Here is a 16,448-nt window from a genome sequence, read left to right on the forward strand (position 1 = left end):
TTGTCGGCACAGGCGCAGCCGCCCGGTGGCGCTGCCGTCGTGGCGGATGGCCGGCCGACGCCGCAGGAAATGGTCGTTCTCGGCAGGATCGGCGCGGCCAGCGGAGTAAAGGGCGGGGTGCATGTACACCCCTTCGCCGACGACCCTCACAAGTGGTCGACCTTGGCGCACTGGTGGCTCGGCAGCGAGGGCGATGCGGCCGCGCGCTGGCAACAACGGAAGCTGATCGGATGTTCGTTTCGCAACGGCCGGCTGACGGCTCAGCTCGAAGGCGTTGTCGACCGCAATGCGGCCGAGGCGCTCAGGGGCGTTCTCGTCGGTGCGCCGCGCTCGGCACTGCCACCGACTGCCGAGGACGAGTACTATTGGGCCGATCTGCTGGGTCTGGCGGTGGGCAATATCCGGAATCAGTCACTCGGCCGCATCGTCGGCCTGATCGAGACGCCGGCGAACGCAGTGCTCCAGGTGGCCGATGGAACCGGTGTCGAGAGACTGCTGCCCTTCGTCGCGGCAGTGGTCCTCGAAGTGGACCTGGCTGGTGGTCACATGACGGTCGACTGGGAAGCGGATTGGTAAGCGGCGCAGCGGACGCGGCGTCGGACCTGCGGCCCTTGGTGACCGATGTCGTGACGCTGTTTCCGGAAATGTTTTCCGCGCTCACTGGCGCGGGTGTCACTCGACGGGCACTGGCAACCGGCCGCTGGCAGCTGCACCTGTGGAATCCTCGTGATTTCACGGCCGACAGGCATCGTACGGTCGATGATCGTCCCTACGGCGGCGGACCGGGGATGGTCATGATGCTGCCGCCGCTGGCAGCGGCCATCGCGGCAGCGAAAGCGCGACAACGGGCGCTCGGCGCCGACCGCAGTCGCGTCGTCTGCCTGTCGCCGCAGGGGCCGCTGTTGACCCATGCGCGAGTGGTGCGCCTGGCGCAGGCCGCGGAGGCACTGGTTCTCGTCTGTGGACGTTACGAGGGAATCGACCAGCGTGTGATCGACGGCCATGTCGATGAGGAGGTGTCGATCGGGGATTTCGTCCTCTCCGGTGGCGAGATCCCGGCGATGGCGCTGCTCGACGCCGTGCTCAGGCAACTGCCGGGCGTACTCAACGACGCCGAGTCCGCGCAGCAGGATTCTTTCGTTGCGGGCCTTCTGGATTGCCCGCACTATACGCGACCGGAGGAACACGGCGGGTGGCGGGTGCCGGACGTGCTGTTGTCCGGACATCACGAAGAGATTCGGCGCTGGCGCCTGCAACAGGCGCTGGGTCGGACTTGGCAGCGGCGACCCGAGTTGTTGGCGGGCCGCCCGCTGTCGAAGCTGGAAACGCAACTCCTGGTGAAGTTTCAGGAGCAATGCGATCAGGATAACAAGAGCTGACAATCATCCATGGAGTTCAATAAATGAATCTGATCGAGCAACTTGAGCAAGAAGAAATCGCCCGTCTGGGCAAGGTCATTCCGGAGTTCGCTCCGGGCGACACGGTCGTCGTCCAGGTCAAGGTCAAGGAGGGCGCGCGCGAGCGTCTGCAGGCCTACGAAGGCGTCGTCATCGCCAAGCGCAACCGCGGCCTCAATTCCAGTTTCATCGTCCGCAAGGTGTCCTCGGGCGAGGGTGTCGAACGTACTTTCCAGACCTATTCGCCGCTGGTCGCGTCAATCGAGGTCAAGCGCCGCGGCGACGTCCGCCGTGCCAAGCTCTACTACCTGCGCCAGCGCTCGGGCAAGTCGGCGCGGATCAAGGAAAAACTCGTGCGCAAGCAGCGCTGAACGGCTGGCGCGCGGCGATACGAAAAAAGGGGGCGAAGTCTGCGGACTTCGCCCCCTTTTTCTTGTTCCCGCGACGACTGTACAAGCTCTCAGGAATTGCCGGCCAGCCGCCTGTCCCGCTCGATCAGCGCGTACGCCGAGTGGTTGTGGATCGACTCGAAATTCTCCGACTCGACGATGAAGGCATCGATCCGGGCTTCAACGCCGAGCCGCGCGGCAACGTCTCGCACCATGTCTTCGACGAACTTCGGGTTGTCGTAGGCACGCTCGGTGACATACTTCTCATCCGGCCGCTTGAGCAACCCATACAACTCGCAGGATGCCTGCGCTTCGACGATCTCGACCAGTTCCTCGATCCACAGATGCTCGTTGATGCGCACCGTCACCGTCACCTGCGAGCGCTGGTTGTGCGCGCCGCGTTCCGAGATCTGCTTCGAACACGGGCACAGGCTGGTGACCGGGACCGCCACCCGGATCGTCGACTCGATCCGCCCGTGGCAGATTTCGCCGGTGAGGGTGACATCGTAATCCATCAGGCTCTGCACCCCGGAAACCGGTGCCGCCTTGTTGATGAAGTAGGGAAAACTCATCTCGATGTGGCCGGTCTCGGCCTCCAGCCGATCGACCATCTCGCGCAACATCGCCGGGAAGTTCTCCACCGAGATCTCGCGTTCATGGCCGTTGAGAATTTCGACGAAGCGTGACATGTGGGTGCCCTTGAAATTGTGCGGCAACCCGACGTACATGTTGAAGAGCGCGATCGTGTGCTGGATGCCGCCAGACTTGTCCAGCACCCGCACAGGATGCCGCATGGCCTTGATGCCCACCTTGTTGATGGCAATCCGCCGCGTATCGGCGGAGCCCTGGACATCGGCCATGGCGGCCGGACTGCGCGGGGTTTCGGGGGCGTTCATTGCAGCTCCTGGTAATGGTCATTCCGGGTTTGCGCCTGGCGCCGTACCCGCATCCGCCGCCGATCGACAGGCCTGAACCGCATGCACGATGCCCGCCCGGTCCAGCCCGACGTCAGCGAGCAGCAGCGCCTGGTCGCCATGCTCGATGAAGCGATCGGGAATGCCCAGCCGCAACAGTCGGGCAAGGCTACGGGCCTCCTCGAGCACGCGCGCGACCTCGGCGCCTGCCCCGCCGATGACGGCATTCTCTTCGACGCTGACGAGCAGCGAATGTTCCGCCGCCAGCGACAGGATCAGCTCGCGATCGATCGGCTTGACGAAGCGCATGTTGGCCACCGTTGCGCCGAGCTCGGCCGCTGCCGCCAGCGCCGGTGTCAGCATGCTGCCGAAGGCCAACAGGGCCACATCCCGGCCCTGGCGGCGGATCTCCCCCTTGCCGACCGGCAGGCCGACCAGCTGCGGGTCGATCGCGACGCCCGGACCGCCGCCGCGCGGATAACGCACCGCCGCCGGTCCATCGTGGCCGAAGGCGGTGGTCAGCATCTTGCGGCACTCGTCCTCGTCCGACGGTGTCATCAGCAGCAGATTGGGAATGCAGCTTAGATACGAGAGGTCGAAGGCACCGTGGTGGGTCGGGCCGTCGGCGCCAACCAGACCGCCACGATCAAGCGCAAAGACCACCGGCAGGTTCTGCAGCGCGACGTCGTGCAGCAACTGATCATAGGCCCGCTGCAGGAAGGTCGAGTAGATCGCCAGAACCGGCCGCAGTCCTTCGCAGGCCAGACCGGCAGCAAAGGTGACGGCATGTTGCTCGGCGATGCCCACGTCGTAGTAGCGCTCGGGAAAGCTCTCGCTGAAGCGCAGCAACCCGGAACCTTCGCGCATCGCGGGGGTGATGCCGACGAGCCGCGAGTCGGCCGCCGCCATGTCGCACAACCAGTCGCCGAAAACCTGCGTATAGCTCGGCTTGCCACCGCCTGATCCGCCGGCAATGCCGACGTCGGGCTGGAACTTCGAGACCCCGTGATAGAGCACAGGATCCACCTCGGCCAGCTTGTAACCCTGTCCCTTCTTGGTGATCACGTGCAGGAACTGCGGCCCTTTCAGGTTTTTCAGGTTGAGCAGCGTCGGGATCAGCGACTCCAGGTCGTGGCCGTCGATCGGCCCGATATAGTTGAAGCCCATCTCCTCGAACAGCGTGCCCGGTGTCAGCATTCCCTTGACGTGCTCTTCGGCGCGCTTGGCGAACTCACGCAGTGACGGCGAGAAATCGAGGATTTTTTCCCCTGCCTTGCGCGCGGCGTTGAAGCTGCTGCCGGAAAAAAGGCGTGCCAGGTAGCGGTTGAGGGCTCCCACAGCCGGCGAGATCGACATGTCATTGTCGTTGAGGATGACGAGCATGTCGGCGTCGGCAACGCCGGCATTGTTCAGCGCCTCGAAAGCCTGGCCGGCCGACATCGCCCCGTCGCCGATGATCGCCACCACTTTGCGCGCCTCACCCTTGGTCTTGGCGGCGAGCGCCATGCCGAGCGCGGCCGAGATCGAAGTCGACGAATGACCGACACCAAAGGTGTCGTAAGGACTCTCGCTGCGCTTCGGGAAGCCCGAGACGCCGCCCTGCATGCGCAGCCTCGCCATGCCCGCACGTCGCCCGGTGAGCACCTTGTGGGCGTAGGTCTGGTGGCCGACATCCCACACGAGGCGATCATGCGGCGTATCGAAGACGTGGTGCAGCGCGATCGTCAGTTCGACCGTGCCCAGATTCGACGACAGGTGACCGCCAGTCCTGGCCACCGACTCGACGAGGAAGGTGCGCAACTCGTCGGCCAGTTGCGGCAGGTGCCGGCGATCGAGCTTGCGCAGTTGCGTCGGATCGCTGATCGTGTCGAGAAGGGGATAACGCATCATTGGCTTGTCTTGTCCTGCTGCAGCGACTGACCGCACACGACGGGGTCAGAATTTCCGCTGGGTGATGAAATCGGTCAACTCGACCAGGCGCCGGCTGCGCTCACCGAATGAACTCAGTGCCGCAAGGGCCTGTCCCCCGAGATCGGCAGCGAACTCGCGTGCGCGCTCGAGCCCCATCAGGCTGACGTAGGTGGGCTTCGCCGCAGCGGCATCCTTGCCGGCCGTCTTGCCCAGCGTCACCGTGCTGGCCGTGCAGTCGAGAATGTCGTCGACGACCTGGAAGAGCAGGCCGGCGCGCTTGGCAAAGCGGTCGAGGGAATCCCTTTCGTCGGCACCGAGCGCCGTCCCGCAAAGACCGCCAAGCAGGACCGCGGCACGGATCAGCGCCCCCGTCTTGAGCGCGTGCATCAATTCGAGTTCCGGCTGATCGAGTGTCCTGCCGACGGCCGCGAGGTCGATCGCCTGTCCGCCCGCCATGCCGCATGAGCCACTGGCTCGGGCGAGCAGGGCCAGCATCTCGAGCTGCCGCGGACCATCAGCGAAATCGGCGCGTGCCAGGATCTCGAACGCCAGGGACTGCAGGCTGTCGCCGACGAGCAGCGCGGTCGCTTCGTCGTATTCGACATGGCAGGTCGGACGACCGCGGCGCAGCACGTCGTCGTCCATGCACGGCATGTCGTCATGCACCAGCGAATAGCTGTGGATCAGCTCGACGGCGCAGGCGGCGACCTCCAGTCGGGGCAGAGGTGCCTCGCTCAGTTCACCCGCAGCGAACACCAGCAGGGGCCGCACCCGCTTGCCACCGTTCAGAGTGGCATAGCGCATCGCCTGGTGCAGACGGGCGGGGATCGCTTCGGCAGCTGGCAGTTGGCGGGCGAGCGCCGTTTCCACGCGGCCCTGCACGCCGCGCATCCAGTCCGGAAAGAGAAGCCGCGTCGCCGCGCCCGACACCGTGTCCATTGGACTCATCCGGATCGCCCGTTGCCGGCGGCGAAATCGCGCAGGCTTCCGTTCTCGAGAATCAGGATCTCGCGCTCCGCATCGGCAAGCTGCTGCTGGCAGTGCCGCAGCAGTTCGCTGCCGCGCCGGTAGGCGGCCAGCGATTCGGCAAGCGGCAGCCGGCCGCCCTCCATGCTGGTGATGATGCCTTCCAGTTCGGCCAGAGCCATCTCGAACTTCATCTCGCCGACGACGGTCGGCGGCACGATGGTGCTGTCAGTGCCGGCAGCAGGCTCGGGTTTCGGTCGGGACATGGACAAGGCTCGAATCAAACGGGCGAAAATAGCCTATTACTGGGCTTGCGGTCAAATCAAAAACGGGTCGCTCGGCAGGCATGGCCGCGAACTCGCCGCCCGACAGAGGTGCTAAACTTGCCTTGCACATGAAGGGAGCCGAACATGATCGTCATCGAGCATCAACCCAAGCGCGTCGAAGTGACCGTGTACGCCGAGTTCACTCTGGCCGACTACAAGGAATTCGAGAGTGTCGTGAACGACGCGATCCGCTTCGAAGGGCCGGTCGACCTGCTCTTCGACCTGCGCGAGATGGCCGACTTCACCCTCGACGTCGCCTGGGAAGACATCGTCTTCGCCCGCGCCCATGCCAACGACTTCAGCCGCATTGCCGTGCTGACCGACAGCCAGTGGGTCGCCTGGAGCGCCTGGTTGTCGCAGATCTTCGTCCGCGCCGAGATGCGAATCTTCGCCGAGGAAACCGAGGCGCGCGCCTGGCTGGCCGAGGATGCCGGGGCCGGAGGGGAAGCGGTATGAGCCACCGCACGCTGGTCGATTGCGCGGCTCTCGCCGCGCACCTGGGGGATCCCGACTGGCGCATTTTCGACTGCCGTCACCTGCTCAGCGATCCGGCTGCCGGACAACAGGCTTACCGCGCCGGGCATCTGCCGGGCGCGTTCTTCTGCCATCTCGACGACGACCTGTCGGGCCCGAAGAACGGCCGCAACGGGCGCCATCCGCTGCCCGACCCACAAGAGCTTGCCGACAGGCTCGGTGCTGCCGGCGTCTCGTGCGGGACGCAGGTGGTCGCCTACGACGATGCCGGTGGCGCCTTCGCCGCTCGCCTGTGGTGGTTGTTGCGCTGGCTGGGCCACGATCGCGTCGCCGTGCTCGATGGTGGCATCGCCGCCTGGCTGGCCGAGGGTCGACCGCTGTCTGCGGCAGTGCCAAAGGGACAACCGGCGACCTTCGTGATCCAGCGGCAAGACCGGGTCGTCAGCACCGACGACGTGCTGGCCAATCTCGCAAGCCAGAGATTCCGGCTGATCGATGCCCGCAGCCCCGACCGCTTCCGTGGCGAGAACGAAACCCTCGATACGCTCGGCGGACACATACCCGGCGCTGACAACCGCTTCTTTCGCGACAACCTTGATGCCGACGGCCGTTTTCGGCCAGCCGCCGAGCTGCGGCGCGAGTTCACGGAGATCCTCGCCGGCTTCGACGCACGCGATGTGGTGATGTCCTGCGGCTCGGGAGTGACCGCCTGTCACAACCTGCTGGCGATGGAGCTCGCCGGCCTCCCGGGCGCCCGCCTGTACGCAGGTTCGTGGAGCGAATGGTGCAGCGACCCGGCACGACCGATCGCCTGCCGGACGTCGACGATCGCCGCCTGACACACCGGACTCGCCGGCCGCTGCCACTTCCCCGGGAAACGTGGCCGCCACCTCGCCTGCTGTCGACCGCAGCGCAAGCGGCTGCGGCCGGCGAAGTGCGAGCGACGCCTTCAGCGCAACAGCAGCTCGCTGGCCGCGTCGGCAATCTCGTCCAGCGACAGCGGGCCATCGGGCCGATACCACTGGCCGCTCCAGTTGAGCATGCCGAAGAGCAGCAGCCGGACCGGACTCGCCGCACTGCGCAACCGGCCGCACGCCGCCAGTTCGTCGAGCGTGCCCTGCCACGCCGCCTGGTAACGGTCACTGGCGGCGGCGATCTCGGCCCGCGCCGCGGCATCGAGCGAACGGGACTCGTGAATCAGCATCGGCGTATGGCAGTCGCCCTCGAGGAGGTTGCCGAAGTGGATCCGGATCATCAGCCGCAGGCGTCGCTCGGGATCGTCGACCCCTGCGATCGCGGCCTGCAGGCGCCGGTGCCCCGCTTCCAGCCCTTCGATCATCGCCGCCTTGAGGAGATCCTGCTTGCTGCGGAAGTGATAGAACGGACTGCCCGAGCGCATGCCGACTGCCTGCGCGATGTCGCGCGTCGTCGTCGCGGCAAAGCCCTTCTCGACGAACAGGCGCGCCGCGGCGCGCAGCAGGTCGTCGCGGCGGTTGATCTCGGGCGCCGCACGCGCCCTTCGGTGCCCGACCGGCATCCAGCTCAGAGCGTCGCCGCCAGGCGGGTGCCCTGGTCGATCGCACGCTTGGCGTCGAGCTCGTTGGCAACGTCGGCGCCACCGATCAGCGACACCGGTACGGCGGCGGCACGCAACCCCTCCTCCAGTTCGCGCCGCGGTTCCTGGCCGGCGCAGACGACGACATGGTCGACCGGCAGGCACTGCCGCTGGCCATCGACGACGATGTGCAGTCCAGCGTCGTCGATGCGCTCGTAGCTGACCCCCGCGAGCATCTGCACACCGCGCTTCTTGAGCAGGGTGCGGCGAATCCAGCCGGTCGTCTTGGCCAGACCATCGCCGACCTTTGCCGCCTTGCGCTGCAACAGCCAGACCTGGCGCCGGCCACGGTCGCCGGTGGGTGCCTTGAGGCCACCCGGATTGGCGAAATCGGCGTCGATTCCCCACTCGCTCTGGAAGCGCTCGAGTTCATCGCGATCGTCCTCGACATGCGTCAGGAACTCGGCCACATCGAAGCCGATGCCACCCGCGCCGATGATCGCCACACGCTCGCCGGCAACGCGATAGCCCTCGATCAGGTCGATGTAGGAAATCACCTTCTCGTGTTCGATCCCCGGCAGGTCGGGCCGCCGCGGCACGACGCCGGTCGCCAGCACGACATGTTCGAAGCCGGCATCCGCCAGCTCGGCGGCGGTGCACTCCCTGCCGAGCTGCAGCGAGACGCCGACTCTTTCGAGGCGGCGACCGAAATAGCGCAGCGTCTCGGCGAACTCCTCCTTGCCGGGAATGCGGCGGGCGAGATTGAACTGGCCGCCGATTTCCGGCGCCGCGTCGAACAGCGTCACCCAGTGGCCACGCTCGGCGGCGGTGAGCGCGCAGGCCATGCCGGCCGGTCCGGCACCGACGACGGCGATCCGTTTCGGCGCCGGCGCCGGCGCGATCACCAGCTCGGTCTCGCGGCACGCCCGCGGATTCACCAGGCAGTAGGTCAGCCGACCCTCGAAGATCTCGTCGAGACAGGCCTGGTTGCAGGCGATGCAGGTGTTGATCTCGTCGGCACGGCCGGCCGCCGCCTTGTTGACGAACTCGGCATCGGCCAGGAAGGGGCGTGCCATCGACACCATGTCGGCACAACCGGAAGCGATCACCTCCTCCGCCACCTCTGGCGCATTGATGCGGTTGGTGGTCACCAACGGGATGCCCACCTGCCCCATCAGCCGCTTCGTCACCCAGACGAAGGCAGCGCGCGGCACCATCGTCGCGATCGTCGGGATGCGCGCCTCGTGCCAGCCGATGCCCGTATTGATGATGCTTGCGCCGGCCTCCTCGACCGCTTTGGCGAGTGCGACGATCTCGTCCCAGGTGCTGCCACCCTCGACGAGGTCGAGCATCGACAGGCGAAAGATGATGATGAAATTCGGCCCGGTCGTTGCCCGCACCCGGCGCACCGTTTCGAGGGCAAAGCGGATGCGGTTCTCGAAGCTGCCGCCCCAGCCATCCTCGCGGAAGTTGGTCTGGCGGGCGATGAACTGGTTGATCAGGTAGCCTTCCGAGCCCATCACCTCGACCCCGTCATAACCGGCCGCCTGGGCCAGCCCGGCGCAGCGGGCGTAATCGTCGAGTGTCCGCTCGATGTCCTCGGCGCTCAGCTCACGCGGGCGAATCGGCGAGATCGGCGCCTGCGACGGCGACGGCGCAACCGCGCCGCGATGGTAGGCGTAGCGGCCGGTGTGCAGGATCTGCATGGCGATCTTGCCGCCGGCCGCATGCACCGCGTCGGTGACCAGGCGGTGTTTGACCACCTGTGCCTCGTTCTCCAGCGCCGCCGCGCCGGGCATCACGACCCCTTCCTGGTTGGGCGCTATGCCGCCGGTGACGATCAGGCCGACGCCGCCGCGCGCGCGCTCGGCATAGAACGCGGCGAGACGGCGGAAACCTTGCGGCGCCTCTTCGAGACCAGTGTGCATCGAACCCATCAGGACGCGATTCCTCAGCGTCGTGAAACCGAGGTCGAGCGGGGCGAGCAGATGGGGATAGGCGTAATGGTGCATGCAGGGAATCTCCTGGGACAGGTAGTCGAGGGCTGGGCGATCAAAGTTTGGGCAAGCAGGCGCTTGTTCGATTATCGACGATCGGCTTGCGGGGTGCAAGTGCGTGGCTGCTGCGGCCGCGACGGGAAGCCGCCCGGAGACGGCGAAGCCGGGGCCACGGCGGCAGGGTGGCTGTGGCGGAGGCGGGCCAGGCAGGCGTCCTGCAGGTATCGCGGCAGCGACACGGCCTCGTCTTCACCCGCACCGAACAATCGAACTCGCACCGGTTTCAGACATCGCTCGCCGGTGGCCGGATCAATGGTGTTCGCCAGGACCTGCGCAGGATTCCCGGCATCACAAGTTCAGCGGCCTGATCACCCGCCGCCGGCCATCCGCTGGCACCGCCTCACTTCAGAATCCCGAGCAGATTCGAGAAACCGTCCGTCCACGCCGCGAAACCGGGCCGCGGCGACAGCGGCCGGGCACTGGTGATCGCCGCCTGCAGGCTCGCCGCGCGCTCGGGTCGGACGAGCAGCGCCCACAGAGAACGGCGACAGAAGACGTCGCCGTCAGCCGGTTCGAGATCGACGACGAGGACGCTCAGCCCGAGCTTCGCGGCGGCGGCAGCGACCACCGGCTGCAGGTCGAGGTAGCGGTTGGTGATGTGCACGGCGAGGATGCCGTCGCCCTTCATGTGCCGCAGGTAGGACTGCATCGCTTCGAGCGTCAGCAGGTGCGCCGGGATCGAGTCGCCGGAGAAGGCGTCGATGGCGAGCAGGTCGAAGGCCTGTGGTGCTTCGCCCTCGAGCATCAGGCGCCCGTCGCCGAGCACCGGCACGATGCGCGCCCGGCTTGCCGCCAGGTAGCTGAACTCGCTGCGCGCAAGCTCGAGGACCTGGTCGTCGATCTCGTACAGCCGCATCTCGTCGCCCTCGCGGCCGTAGGTCGCGAGGGTACCGGCACCGAGGCCGACGACGCCGATCCTGCGTGGCCGCTCGGTCGGCAGGCTGAGCAGAGCCTGGCCGATTCCCGAACGCTCGCAGTAATAAGCGGTTGGCCGCCGACTGTGCTCGGTGGCGATGAACTGCTCGCCGTGGTTGATGCGTCCGTGCAGGAGCTTGCGCTTGATGCCGAGATCTTCCTCGCTGACGTCGGAAATCCGCAGCTGGCCGTAGAAGTTGCGCATCACGCGCCGGTAATCCTCGACATAATCGACCGATAGCCCCACCAGCCGGCAGCCATACACGGCGAGGGCCGCGAGCAACAGCCAGCGCCAGATCGGCCTGGCTTGCGGCCAGAGGACGATGATCACCAGCACGGCACAGAGAAAGAGGCCGATGGGCAGCTCGAAGTAGGCGTTGAACAGCGCCGGCGCGAGCAGACCGACCAGACTGCCGCCGAGCGCGCCGCCGATCGACAGCATCAGGTAGAACAGCGTCAGGTGACGCACCGGCGGTCGCCGCCGCACCAGCTCGCCATGACAGACCATGCAGAAAACGAAGAGAGCGCCGCAAAGCAGGCTGACCAGCAACGGCACCGGCATGCCGACTTCGGCGAGAACCTGATCGAGGGCAATGAAGGCGATCGGCAGCGCGATCAGGAAGCCCCGACGATGATAGTAGCGCGGCGCATCGAAGCAGAGAATGAAGCTCAGCAGGTAGATGCTCAGCGGCAGCACCCAGAGGAAGGGGACCGGCGCGACGTCCTGCGTCAGGTGGCGGGTCAGCGCGAGGAGGAGGATCGAGGCGGTCATCGCCAGGCCGATCCACAGCAGGCACTCGCGCAGCGGCGGCCGCGGGACTGGCTCCGAACTGGCCGGGCGGCGCTCGAGTTCGCTCGAGACACCCTTCCACGACTGCCAGGCGCTGGCCAGACAGGCGACGACGAAGAAGACGTAGCCAACCGACCAGGCATGTGCCTGCTGCACGACGACGAAGAAGGGCTCGACGAGCACTGGGTAGGAGAGCAGCGCGAGCATCGACGCCAGGTTCGACAGCGCATAAAGCCGGTACGGCATCATGCTGTTGAACGAGCGCGCATACCACGCCTGCATCAGCGGCCCGGTGGTGGACAGCAGCAGGTAGGGCATGCCGACCGTCGTCGCGAGGACGGCGAGGACGTTCCACGTCGGGCTGGCAAAGGCGACGTCCTTCCAGGCCGGGTTGGCGACCACCGGCAGCGTCGCCAGACTGAGCAACAGCAGCACGCCGTGCACGATGACCTGACGGCGTGGCGACAGCCACTCGTGGAGCAGGTGAACATAGAGGTAGCCGAGCAGCAGCGCAGCTTGGAAGAAGACGAGGCAGGTGCTCCACACGGACGACGAGCCACCGAACCAGGGCAGGATCATCTTGGCGATGATCGGCTGGATCTGGAAAAGCAGGAAGGCGGAGAGGAAGACGGTAACCGCAAAGCTGATCATGCCGGTGTTCCCGGCTGCGGCGCCGTTTCCGTCGCCGGCCCTGCAGCCTCCGCTGCCGCCGGTGCCGCATGCCAGCTCTCGCGCGGGACGACGACGTTGCTCGCCGGCTGCATGACGAAATGCGGCGACATGATCTGCACGCCGTAGCTGTTGAACTGATCCTGGATGTTCGCGTGCAGTGCGGAGAGCACCGGTACCCGCTCGAGCGGCTTGTCCATGTGCGCGAAGAGTTCGTATTCGACGTACCAATCGCCGAGTCCGCGCTGATAGACGAAGGGCTTCGGCAACGCGCGCAGGCCCGGCGTCTGCTCGGCCGCGGCGATGAGCAGCGCGTGCACCTGCCGCCACGGGGTGTCATAGCCGATCGTCACCTTGGTCGACACCAGCGTCCCGCGCGCGCCGGCCAGGCGCGAGTAGTTCTTGATCGGATTGCCCACGAGCACGGCGTTGGGAATCGTCACTTCCTCGTTGCGCATGTTGATGATCTTGGTCGACAGCGCGCCGACCTCGCTGACGACGCCGACGGTTTCACCGAGGTCGACGAAGTCGCCGACCGACAGCGCGCGCGAGTAGACAAGCACGAGACCGCTCATCAACTGGTTGACGATGCCGGCCGAGCCGAGCGTCAACATGAAGCCGAACATCACCGACAGTCCCTTGAAGGCATCGCTGTCGGACATCGGGATGAACGGATAGGCAACGGCGATGCCGAGGCCCCAGACGATGATGGTGCAGATGCGGTGGGTAGCGTTGACGGTCTCCGGGTGCAGACCGTGCACATGCACGCGCCCGGCCCTTGCCGCCTTGAAGAAGTTGCCGAGGGCGTCGTTGAAGGCCTTGGTCAGGAAGAGGATGACGAGGGCGGTGGTCAGCGCCGGTACGGCTTCGATAAAGCCGATGCCGATGGTTTCCAACAGGCCGAACAGGAAGCCGGTCAGGCGGTCGCCAAGCGGTTCGGTCAACGGGAAGCGCGCGAGGACGAAGGTCAGCCAGAGGTAGGCGACGCTCAGCCAGAGAAAGCCCATCAGCAGCTGCGCGATCCGCTGCACCAGCGCCCAGCCATGCCGCGCCCAGCGGAAGCCGCTGGACTCGGGATGCGCGTCGATGACCTTTTCGAAGTGACGGACGATGAACGCGGTGGTGCGGCGAATCAGCCACAGCAGCAGCAGGGCGATGGCGGTCGCCGCCAGCGACAGGCCAATCCCCTTGACCAGTACCATCGGCCGGCGCTGCTCGCTGACCGCCAGCAGGGCCGTGTGGAGTTCGTCGGCGCTGCGGCGGGCAGCCGCCTCGAGCGAAATCTTCTCCTCGGGGTCGAGGTCGCCGTCGACGATGCCGAAGAGCACCGATTCACCGATGTGCAGGCTGATTCCCCGCCGACTGTCGATGGAGAACGGCGTCAGTTCGATCGGTTGCTGCATCTGCGCCGCCGGCAGGGCATCGATGCGCGCGAGGGCGCGGCGCACGCGATACTCCGGGCTGGCGCCGACCAAGGTCGCGCGGAGGGTGACGATCGGCCGGAAATGGTAGTGCAGCGTCGCCTCTGCCGGACGCGCCTCGCCGGCAGCGGCGGCGGCCGCCGGCAGGCTGGCAAGGAACAGGCTGGCGAGGAGCCCGAAGAGGGCGAAGCCGGCGGACAGCCGGCAGCAGAACGGCTTCATGATCATGACGGCAGGTGGGTGACGGTCTGGACTGGGCTGCGATTATAGCCCCTGCCCGGCAGCATGGCTTTGCCGCGAGCGCCGATCGCGACCGGCCAATGATCAGGCGGTGCCGCCGACCGTCAGGCCGTCGATGCGCAGGGTCGGCTGGCCGACACCGACTGGCACGCTCTGTCCCTCCTTGCCGCAGGTGCCGACGCCCGGATCGAGGCGCATGTCGTTGCCGATCATCGACACCTGCGTCATCGCCTCAGGGCCGCTGCCGATCAGGGTCGCCCCCTTGACCGGCGTGGTCACGCGGCCGTCTTCGATCAGGTAGGCCTCGGACATCGAGAAGACGAACTTGCCATTGGTAATGTCGACCTGTCCGCCGCCGAAATTGACCGCGTAGATTCCTTTCTTCACCGAGCGGATGATCTCTTCCGGAGTGGACTCGCCGTTGAGCATCGTGGTGTTGGTCATGCGCGGCAGCGGCAGGTGGGCGAAGGATTCGCGGCGACCGTTGCCAGTCGGCGCGACGCCCATCAGGCGCGCGTTGAGGCTGTCCTGCATGTAGCCCCGCAGGATGCCGTCCTCGATCAGCACCGTCCGCTGCGTCGGATTGCCTTCGTCGTCGATGTTCAGCGAACCGCGCCGGCCGGCGATCGTGCCGTCGTCGATGACCGTCACGCCGCTGGCGGCGACGCGGCTACCGATGCGACCGGCGAAGGTCGAGCTGCCCTTGCGGTTGAAGTCGCCCTCGAGTCCGTGGCCAACGGCTTCGTGCAGGAGGATGCCGGGCCAGCCGGCACCAAGGACGACGGTCATCGTCCCGGCCGGCGCCGGTCGCGCCGCCAAGTTGGTGACGGCCTGGTGTACGGCTTCGCGCGCGTAGTCCTGCAGCACCGCATCGGTGAAGAAGCCGTAGTCGGTGCGTCCACCGCCGCCGGCCGACCCCTGTTCACGCTTTCCGCCCTGTTCGACGATGACCGTCAGCGAGACCCGCACCAGGGGCCGCACGTCGGCTGCCAGGCGGCCATCGCTGCCGGCGACCAGGACCACCTCGTACTCGCCGGCGAGGTGCGCCATGACCTGCGTCACCCGCGGGTCGGCAGCACGCGCCAGCGCTTCGAGCCGCTCCAGCAGACTGACCTTGCTGCCCGCATCGAGTGAAGCCAGCGGATCGTTCGGCAGGTAGAGGCGGTGCGCCGTGCTCCTCTTCAGCGCCGGCACGCGCCGTTCCTGCCCGGCGCCGGCAATCGCCCGCACGGCGGCGGCGGCGGCGTCGAGCGCCGGTCTGCTGATGTCGTCCGAATAGGCGAAAGCGGTCTTCTCGCCGGCCAAGGCACGCACGCCAACGCCTTCGTCGATGCTGAAGCTGCCGCTCTTGACGATGCCCTCTTCAAGGCTCCAGGCTTCGGAACGGCTGTACTGGAAGTAGAGATCGGCATAATCGACCTGGTGCGCCATGATCCTGCCGAACACCGGCGTCAGGTCGGCGACATCGAGGCCATAGGGCGTGAGCAGGGTCTTGCGTGCCTGCGCGAGAAGGGTCTGGGCTCTGTTGGTCATTCGGTTTCCCTGTTTGCTGCGGTTTTCTGCCGCCGACGTCTACATGACACGGTGCGCGAGTGCCGGCAGGCTGGCTCGGACCTCATCCAGGCGACTTCTTGCGAGGTCGCCGATGACGATGCCGGGTCCTTTCTGCTTGCGATCGAGGATCGTCCCCCAGGGGTCGATGAGCATGCTGTTGCCGTGCGTTTCGCGGCCGTTCTCGTGCCGGCCACCCTGGGCAACCGCCAGCACGTAGCACTGGTTCTCGATCGCCCGCGCGCGCAGGAGGATCTCCCAGTGGGCACGGCCGGTCGTCTCGGTGAAGGCCGCTGGCACGACGAGCAAATCTGTGACACCGATGGCGCGATAAAGCTCCGGAAAGCGCAGGTCGTAACAGATCGACAGACCGACGCGGCCGAAAGGCGTGACGAAGGCTGCCGGCTGGCGGCCAGCCTCGATGGTCGTGCTCTCGTCGTAACGCTCGCTGCCCTGCTGGAAGCCGAAGAGGTGAATCTTGTCGTAGCGGGCGGCACGCCGCCCCTGCGGATCGTAGACCAGCGTGGAGTTGAGCACCTTGTCGGGACTGCCCGCAAGCAGCGGCAGCGAGCCGCCAATCAGCCAGACCGCGTGTTCGCGCGCACTGGCGGCAAGAAAATCCTGGATCGGGCCATGTCCATCGGCCTCCCGCAACTGCAACTTGTCGCCATCGGTCATTCCCATGATGGCAAAGTATTCCGGCAGCGCGAGCAGTTCGGCGCCCTGTGCAACGGCTTCACTGATCAGCGCCGCGGCGGTGCGCAGATTCTCGTCGACGCGTGGCGTCGACACCATCTGCAGGGCGGCGACGCGGAGGACGCCGGTGGCTGGCGCTGCCGGCAGCCGCTCGTCGGGGTGTGGCTTCATGGTGGG

At 66.5% G+C, this 16,448-nt stretch carries 15 protein-coding genes; 5 read left to right on the plus strand and 10 right to left on the minus strand.

Features of this window, described 5'->3' with window-relative positions; translation table 11 throughout:
• The 3 genes from rimM to rplS are packed head-to-tail and all read left to right on the plus strand — an operon-like array spanning position 1 to position 1,768.
• Complete coding sequence (gene rimM, locus V5B60_RS03085; protein WP_332345565.1) at positions 1-576, plus strand: ribosome maturation factor RimM; 576 nt, start codon at positions 1-3, stop codon at positions 574-576.
• A gap of 35 nt (positions 577-611) precedes the next feature.
• The gene (trmD, locus tag V5B60_RS03090) at positions 612-1,379 is read left to right on the plus strand and encodes a tRNA (guanosine(37)-N1)-methyltransferase TrmD (protein WP_332345566.1); all 768 of its coding nucleotides are present in this window, start codon (positions 612-614) and stop codon (positions 1,377-1,379) included.
• Between the two features lie 23 nt (positions 1,380-1,402).
• Positions 1,403-1,768, plus strand: a complete 366-nt coding sequence (gene rplS, locus V5B60_RS03095; protein ID WP_034935693.1) for a 50S ribosomal protein L19 — start codon at positions 1,403-1,405, stop codon at positions 1,766-1,768.
• A gap of 89 nt (positions 1,769-1,857) precedes the next feature.
• On the opposite strand, the gene folE2 is transcribed toward rplS, so the two are convergent.
• Genes folE2 through xseB form a run of 4 tightly spaced genes read right to left on the minus strand, consistent with a single transcriptional unit; the run spans position 1,858 to position 5,843 of the window.
• Positions 1,858-2,682, minus strand: a complete 825-nt coding sequence (folE2, locus tag V5B60_RS03100) for a GTP cyclohydrolase FolE2 (protein WP_332345567.1) — start codon at positions 2,680-2,682, stop codon at positions 1,858-1,860.
• A gap of 18 nt (positions 2,683-2,700) precedes the next feature.
• Positions 2,701-4,590, minus strand: coding sequence for a 1-deoxy-D-xylulose-5-phosphate synthase (gene dxs / locus V5B60_RS03105; protein ID WP_332345568.1), 1,890 nt, complete (start codon positions 4,588-4,590; stop codon positions 2,701-2,703).
• Between the two features lie 45 nt (positions 4,591-4,635).
• On the minus strand, positions 4,636-5,559 hold the full coding sequence (locus tag V5B60_RS03110) for a polyprenyl synthetase family protein (protein WP_434735301.1): 924 nt from the start codon (positions 5,557-5,559) through the stop codon (positions 4,636-4,638).
• The gene (xseB, locus tag V5B60_RS03115) at positions 5,556-5,843 is read right to left on the minus strand and encodes an exodeoxyribonuclease VII small subunit (RefSeq protein ID WP_332345569.1); all 288 of its coding nucleotides are present in this window, start codon (positions 5,841-5,843) and stop codon (positions 5,556-5,558) included. The genes V5B60_RS03110 and xseB overlap by 4 nt, the downstream gene beginning before the upstream one ends.
• Positions 5,844-5,987: 144 nt before the next feature.
• Here xseB and V5B60_RS03120 point away from each other — a divergent pair, with 144 nt between their 5' ends.
• Entirely contained in the window at positions 5,988-6,359 is a 372-nt protein-coding gene (locus V5B60_RS03120; protein ID WP_332345570.1) for an STAS/SEC14 domain-containing protein, read from the plus strand.
• Complete coding sequence (locus tag V5B60_RS03125; RefSeq protein WP_332345571.1) at positions 6,356-7,216, plus strand: sulfurtransferase; 861 nt, start codon at positions 6,356-6,358, stop codon at positions 7,214-7,216. Before V5B60_RS03120 ends, V5B60_RS03125 begins: the two co-directional genes overlap by 4 nt.
• 110 nt (positions 7,217-7,326) lie before the next feature.
• Here the strand turns inward: V5B60_RS03125 and V5B60_RS03130 are convergent, their stop codons facing one another.
• From V5B60_RS03130 to V5B60_RS03155, 6 genes are all read right to left on the minus strand, one after another.
• Positions 7,327-7,914 (minus strand): TetR/AcrR family transcriptional regulator, encoded by a 588-nt coding sequence (locus tag V5B60_RS03130; protein WP_332345572.1) that lies wholly within the window; start codon positions 7,912-7,914, stop codon positions 7,327-7,329.
• A 5-nt stretch (positions 7,915-7,919) separates the two neighbouring features.
• On the minus strand, positions 7,920-9,944 hold the full coding sequence (locus tag V5B60_RS03135) for an NADPH-dependent 2,4-dienoyl-CoA reductase (protein ID WP_332345573.1): 2,025 nt from the start codon (positions 9,942-9,944) through the stop codon (positions 7,920-7,922).
• 385 nt (positions 9,945-10,329) lie between these two features.
• Positions 10,330-12,345 carry a fused MFS/spermidine synthase gene (locus tag V5B60_RS03140; protein WP_332345574.1) on the minus strand — a complete coding sequence of 672 codons (2,016 nt, stop codon included), beginning with the start codon at positions 12,343-12,345 and terminating at the stop codon, positions 10,330-10,332.
• A complete protein-coding gene (locus V5B60_RS03145) occupies positions 12,342-14,006 on the minus strand; it encodes a mechanosensitive ion channel family protein (RefSeq protein ID WP_332345576.1) in 1,665 nt (554 codons plus the stop codon). The genes V5B60_RS03140 and V5B60_RS03145 overlap by 4 nt, the downstream gene beginning before the upstream one ends.
• A gap of 102 nt (positions 14,007-14,108) precedes the next feature.
• Positions 14,109-15,557 (minus strand): metalloprotease TldD, encoded by a 1,449-nt coding sequence (tldD, locus tag V5B60_RS03150; RefSeq protein WP_332345577.1) that lies wholly within the window; start codon positions 15,555-15,557, stop codon positions 14,109-14,111.
• Positions 15,558-15,596: 39 nt separating this feature from the next.
• Positions 15,597-16,442 carry a carbon-nitrogen hydrolase family protein gene (locus V5B60_RS03155; RefSeq protein ID WP_332345578.1) on the minus strand — a complete coding sequence of 282 codons (846 nt, stop codon included), beginning with the start codon at positions 16,440-16,442 and terminating at the stop codon, positions 15,597-15,599.
• Positions 16,443-16,448: the final 6 nt, after the last annotated feature.

The sequence above is a fragment of the Accumulibacter sp. genome (genome assembly GCF_036625195.1).
GTDB lineage: Bacteria > Pseudomonadota > Gammaproteobacteria > Burkholderiales > Rhodocyclaceae > Accumulibacter.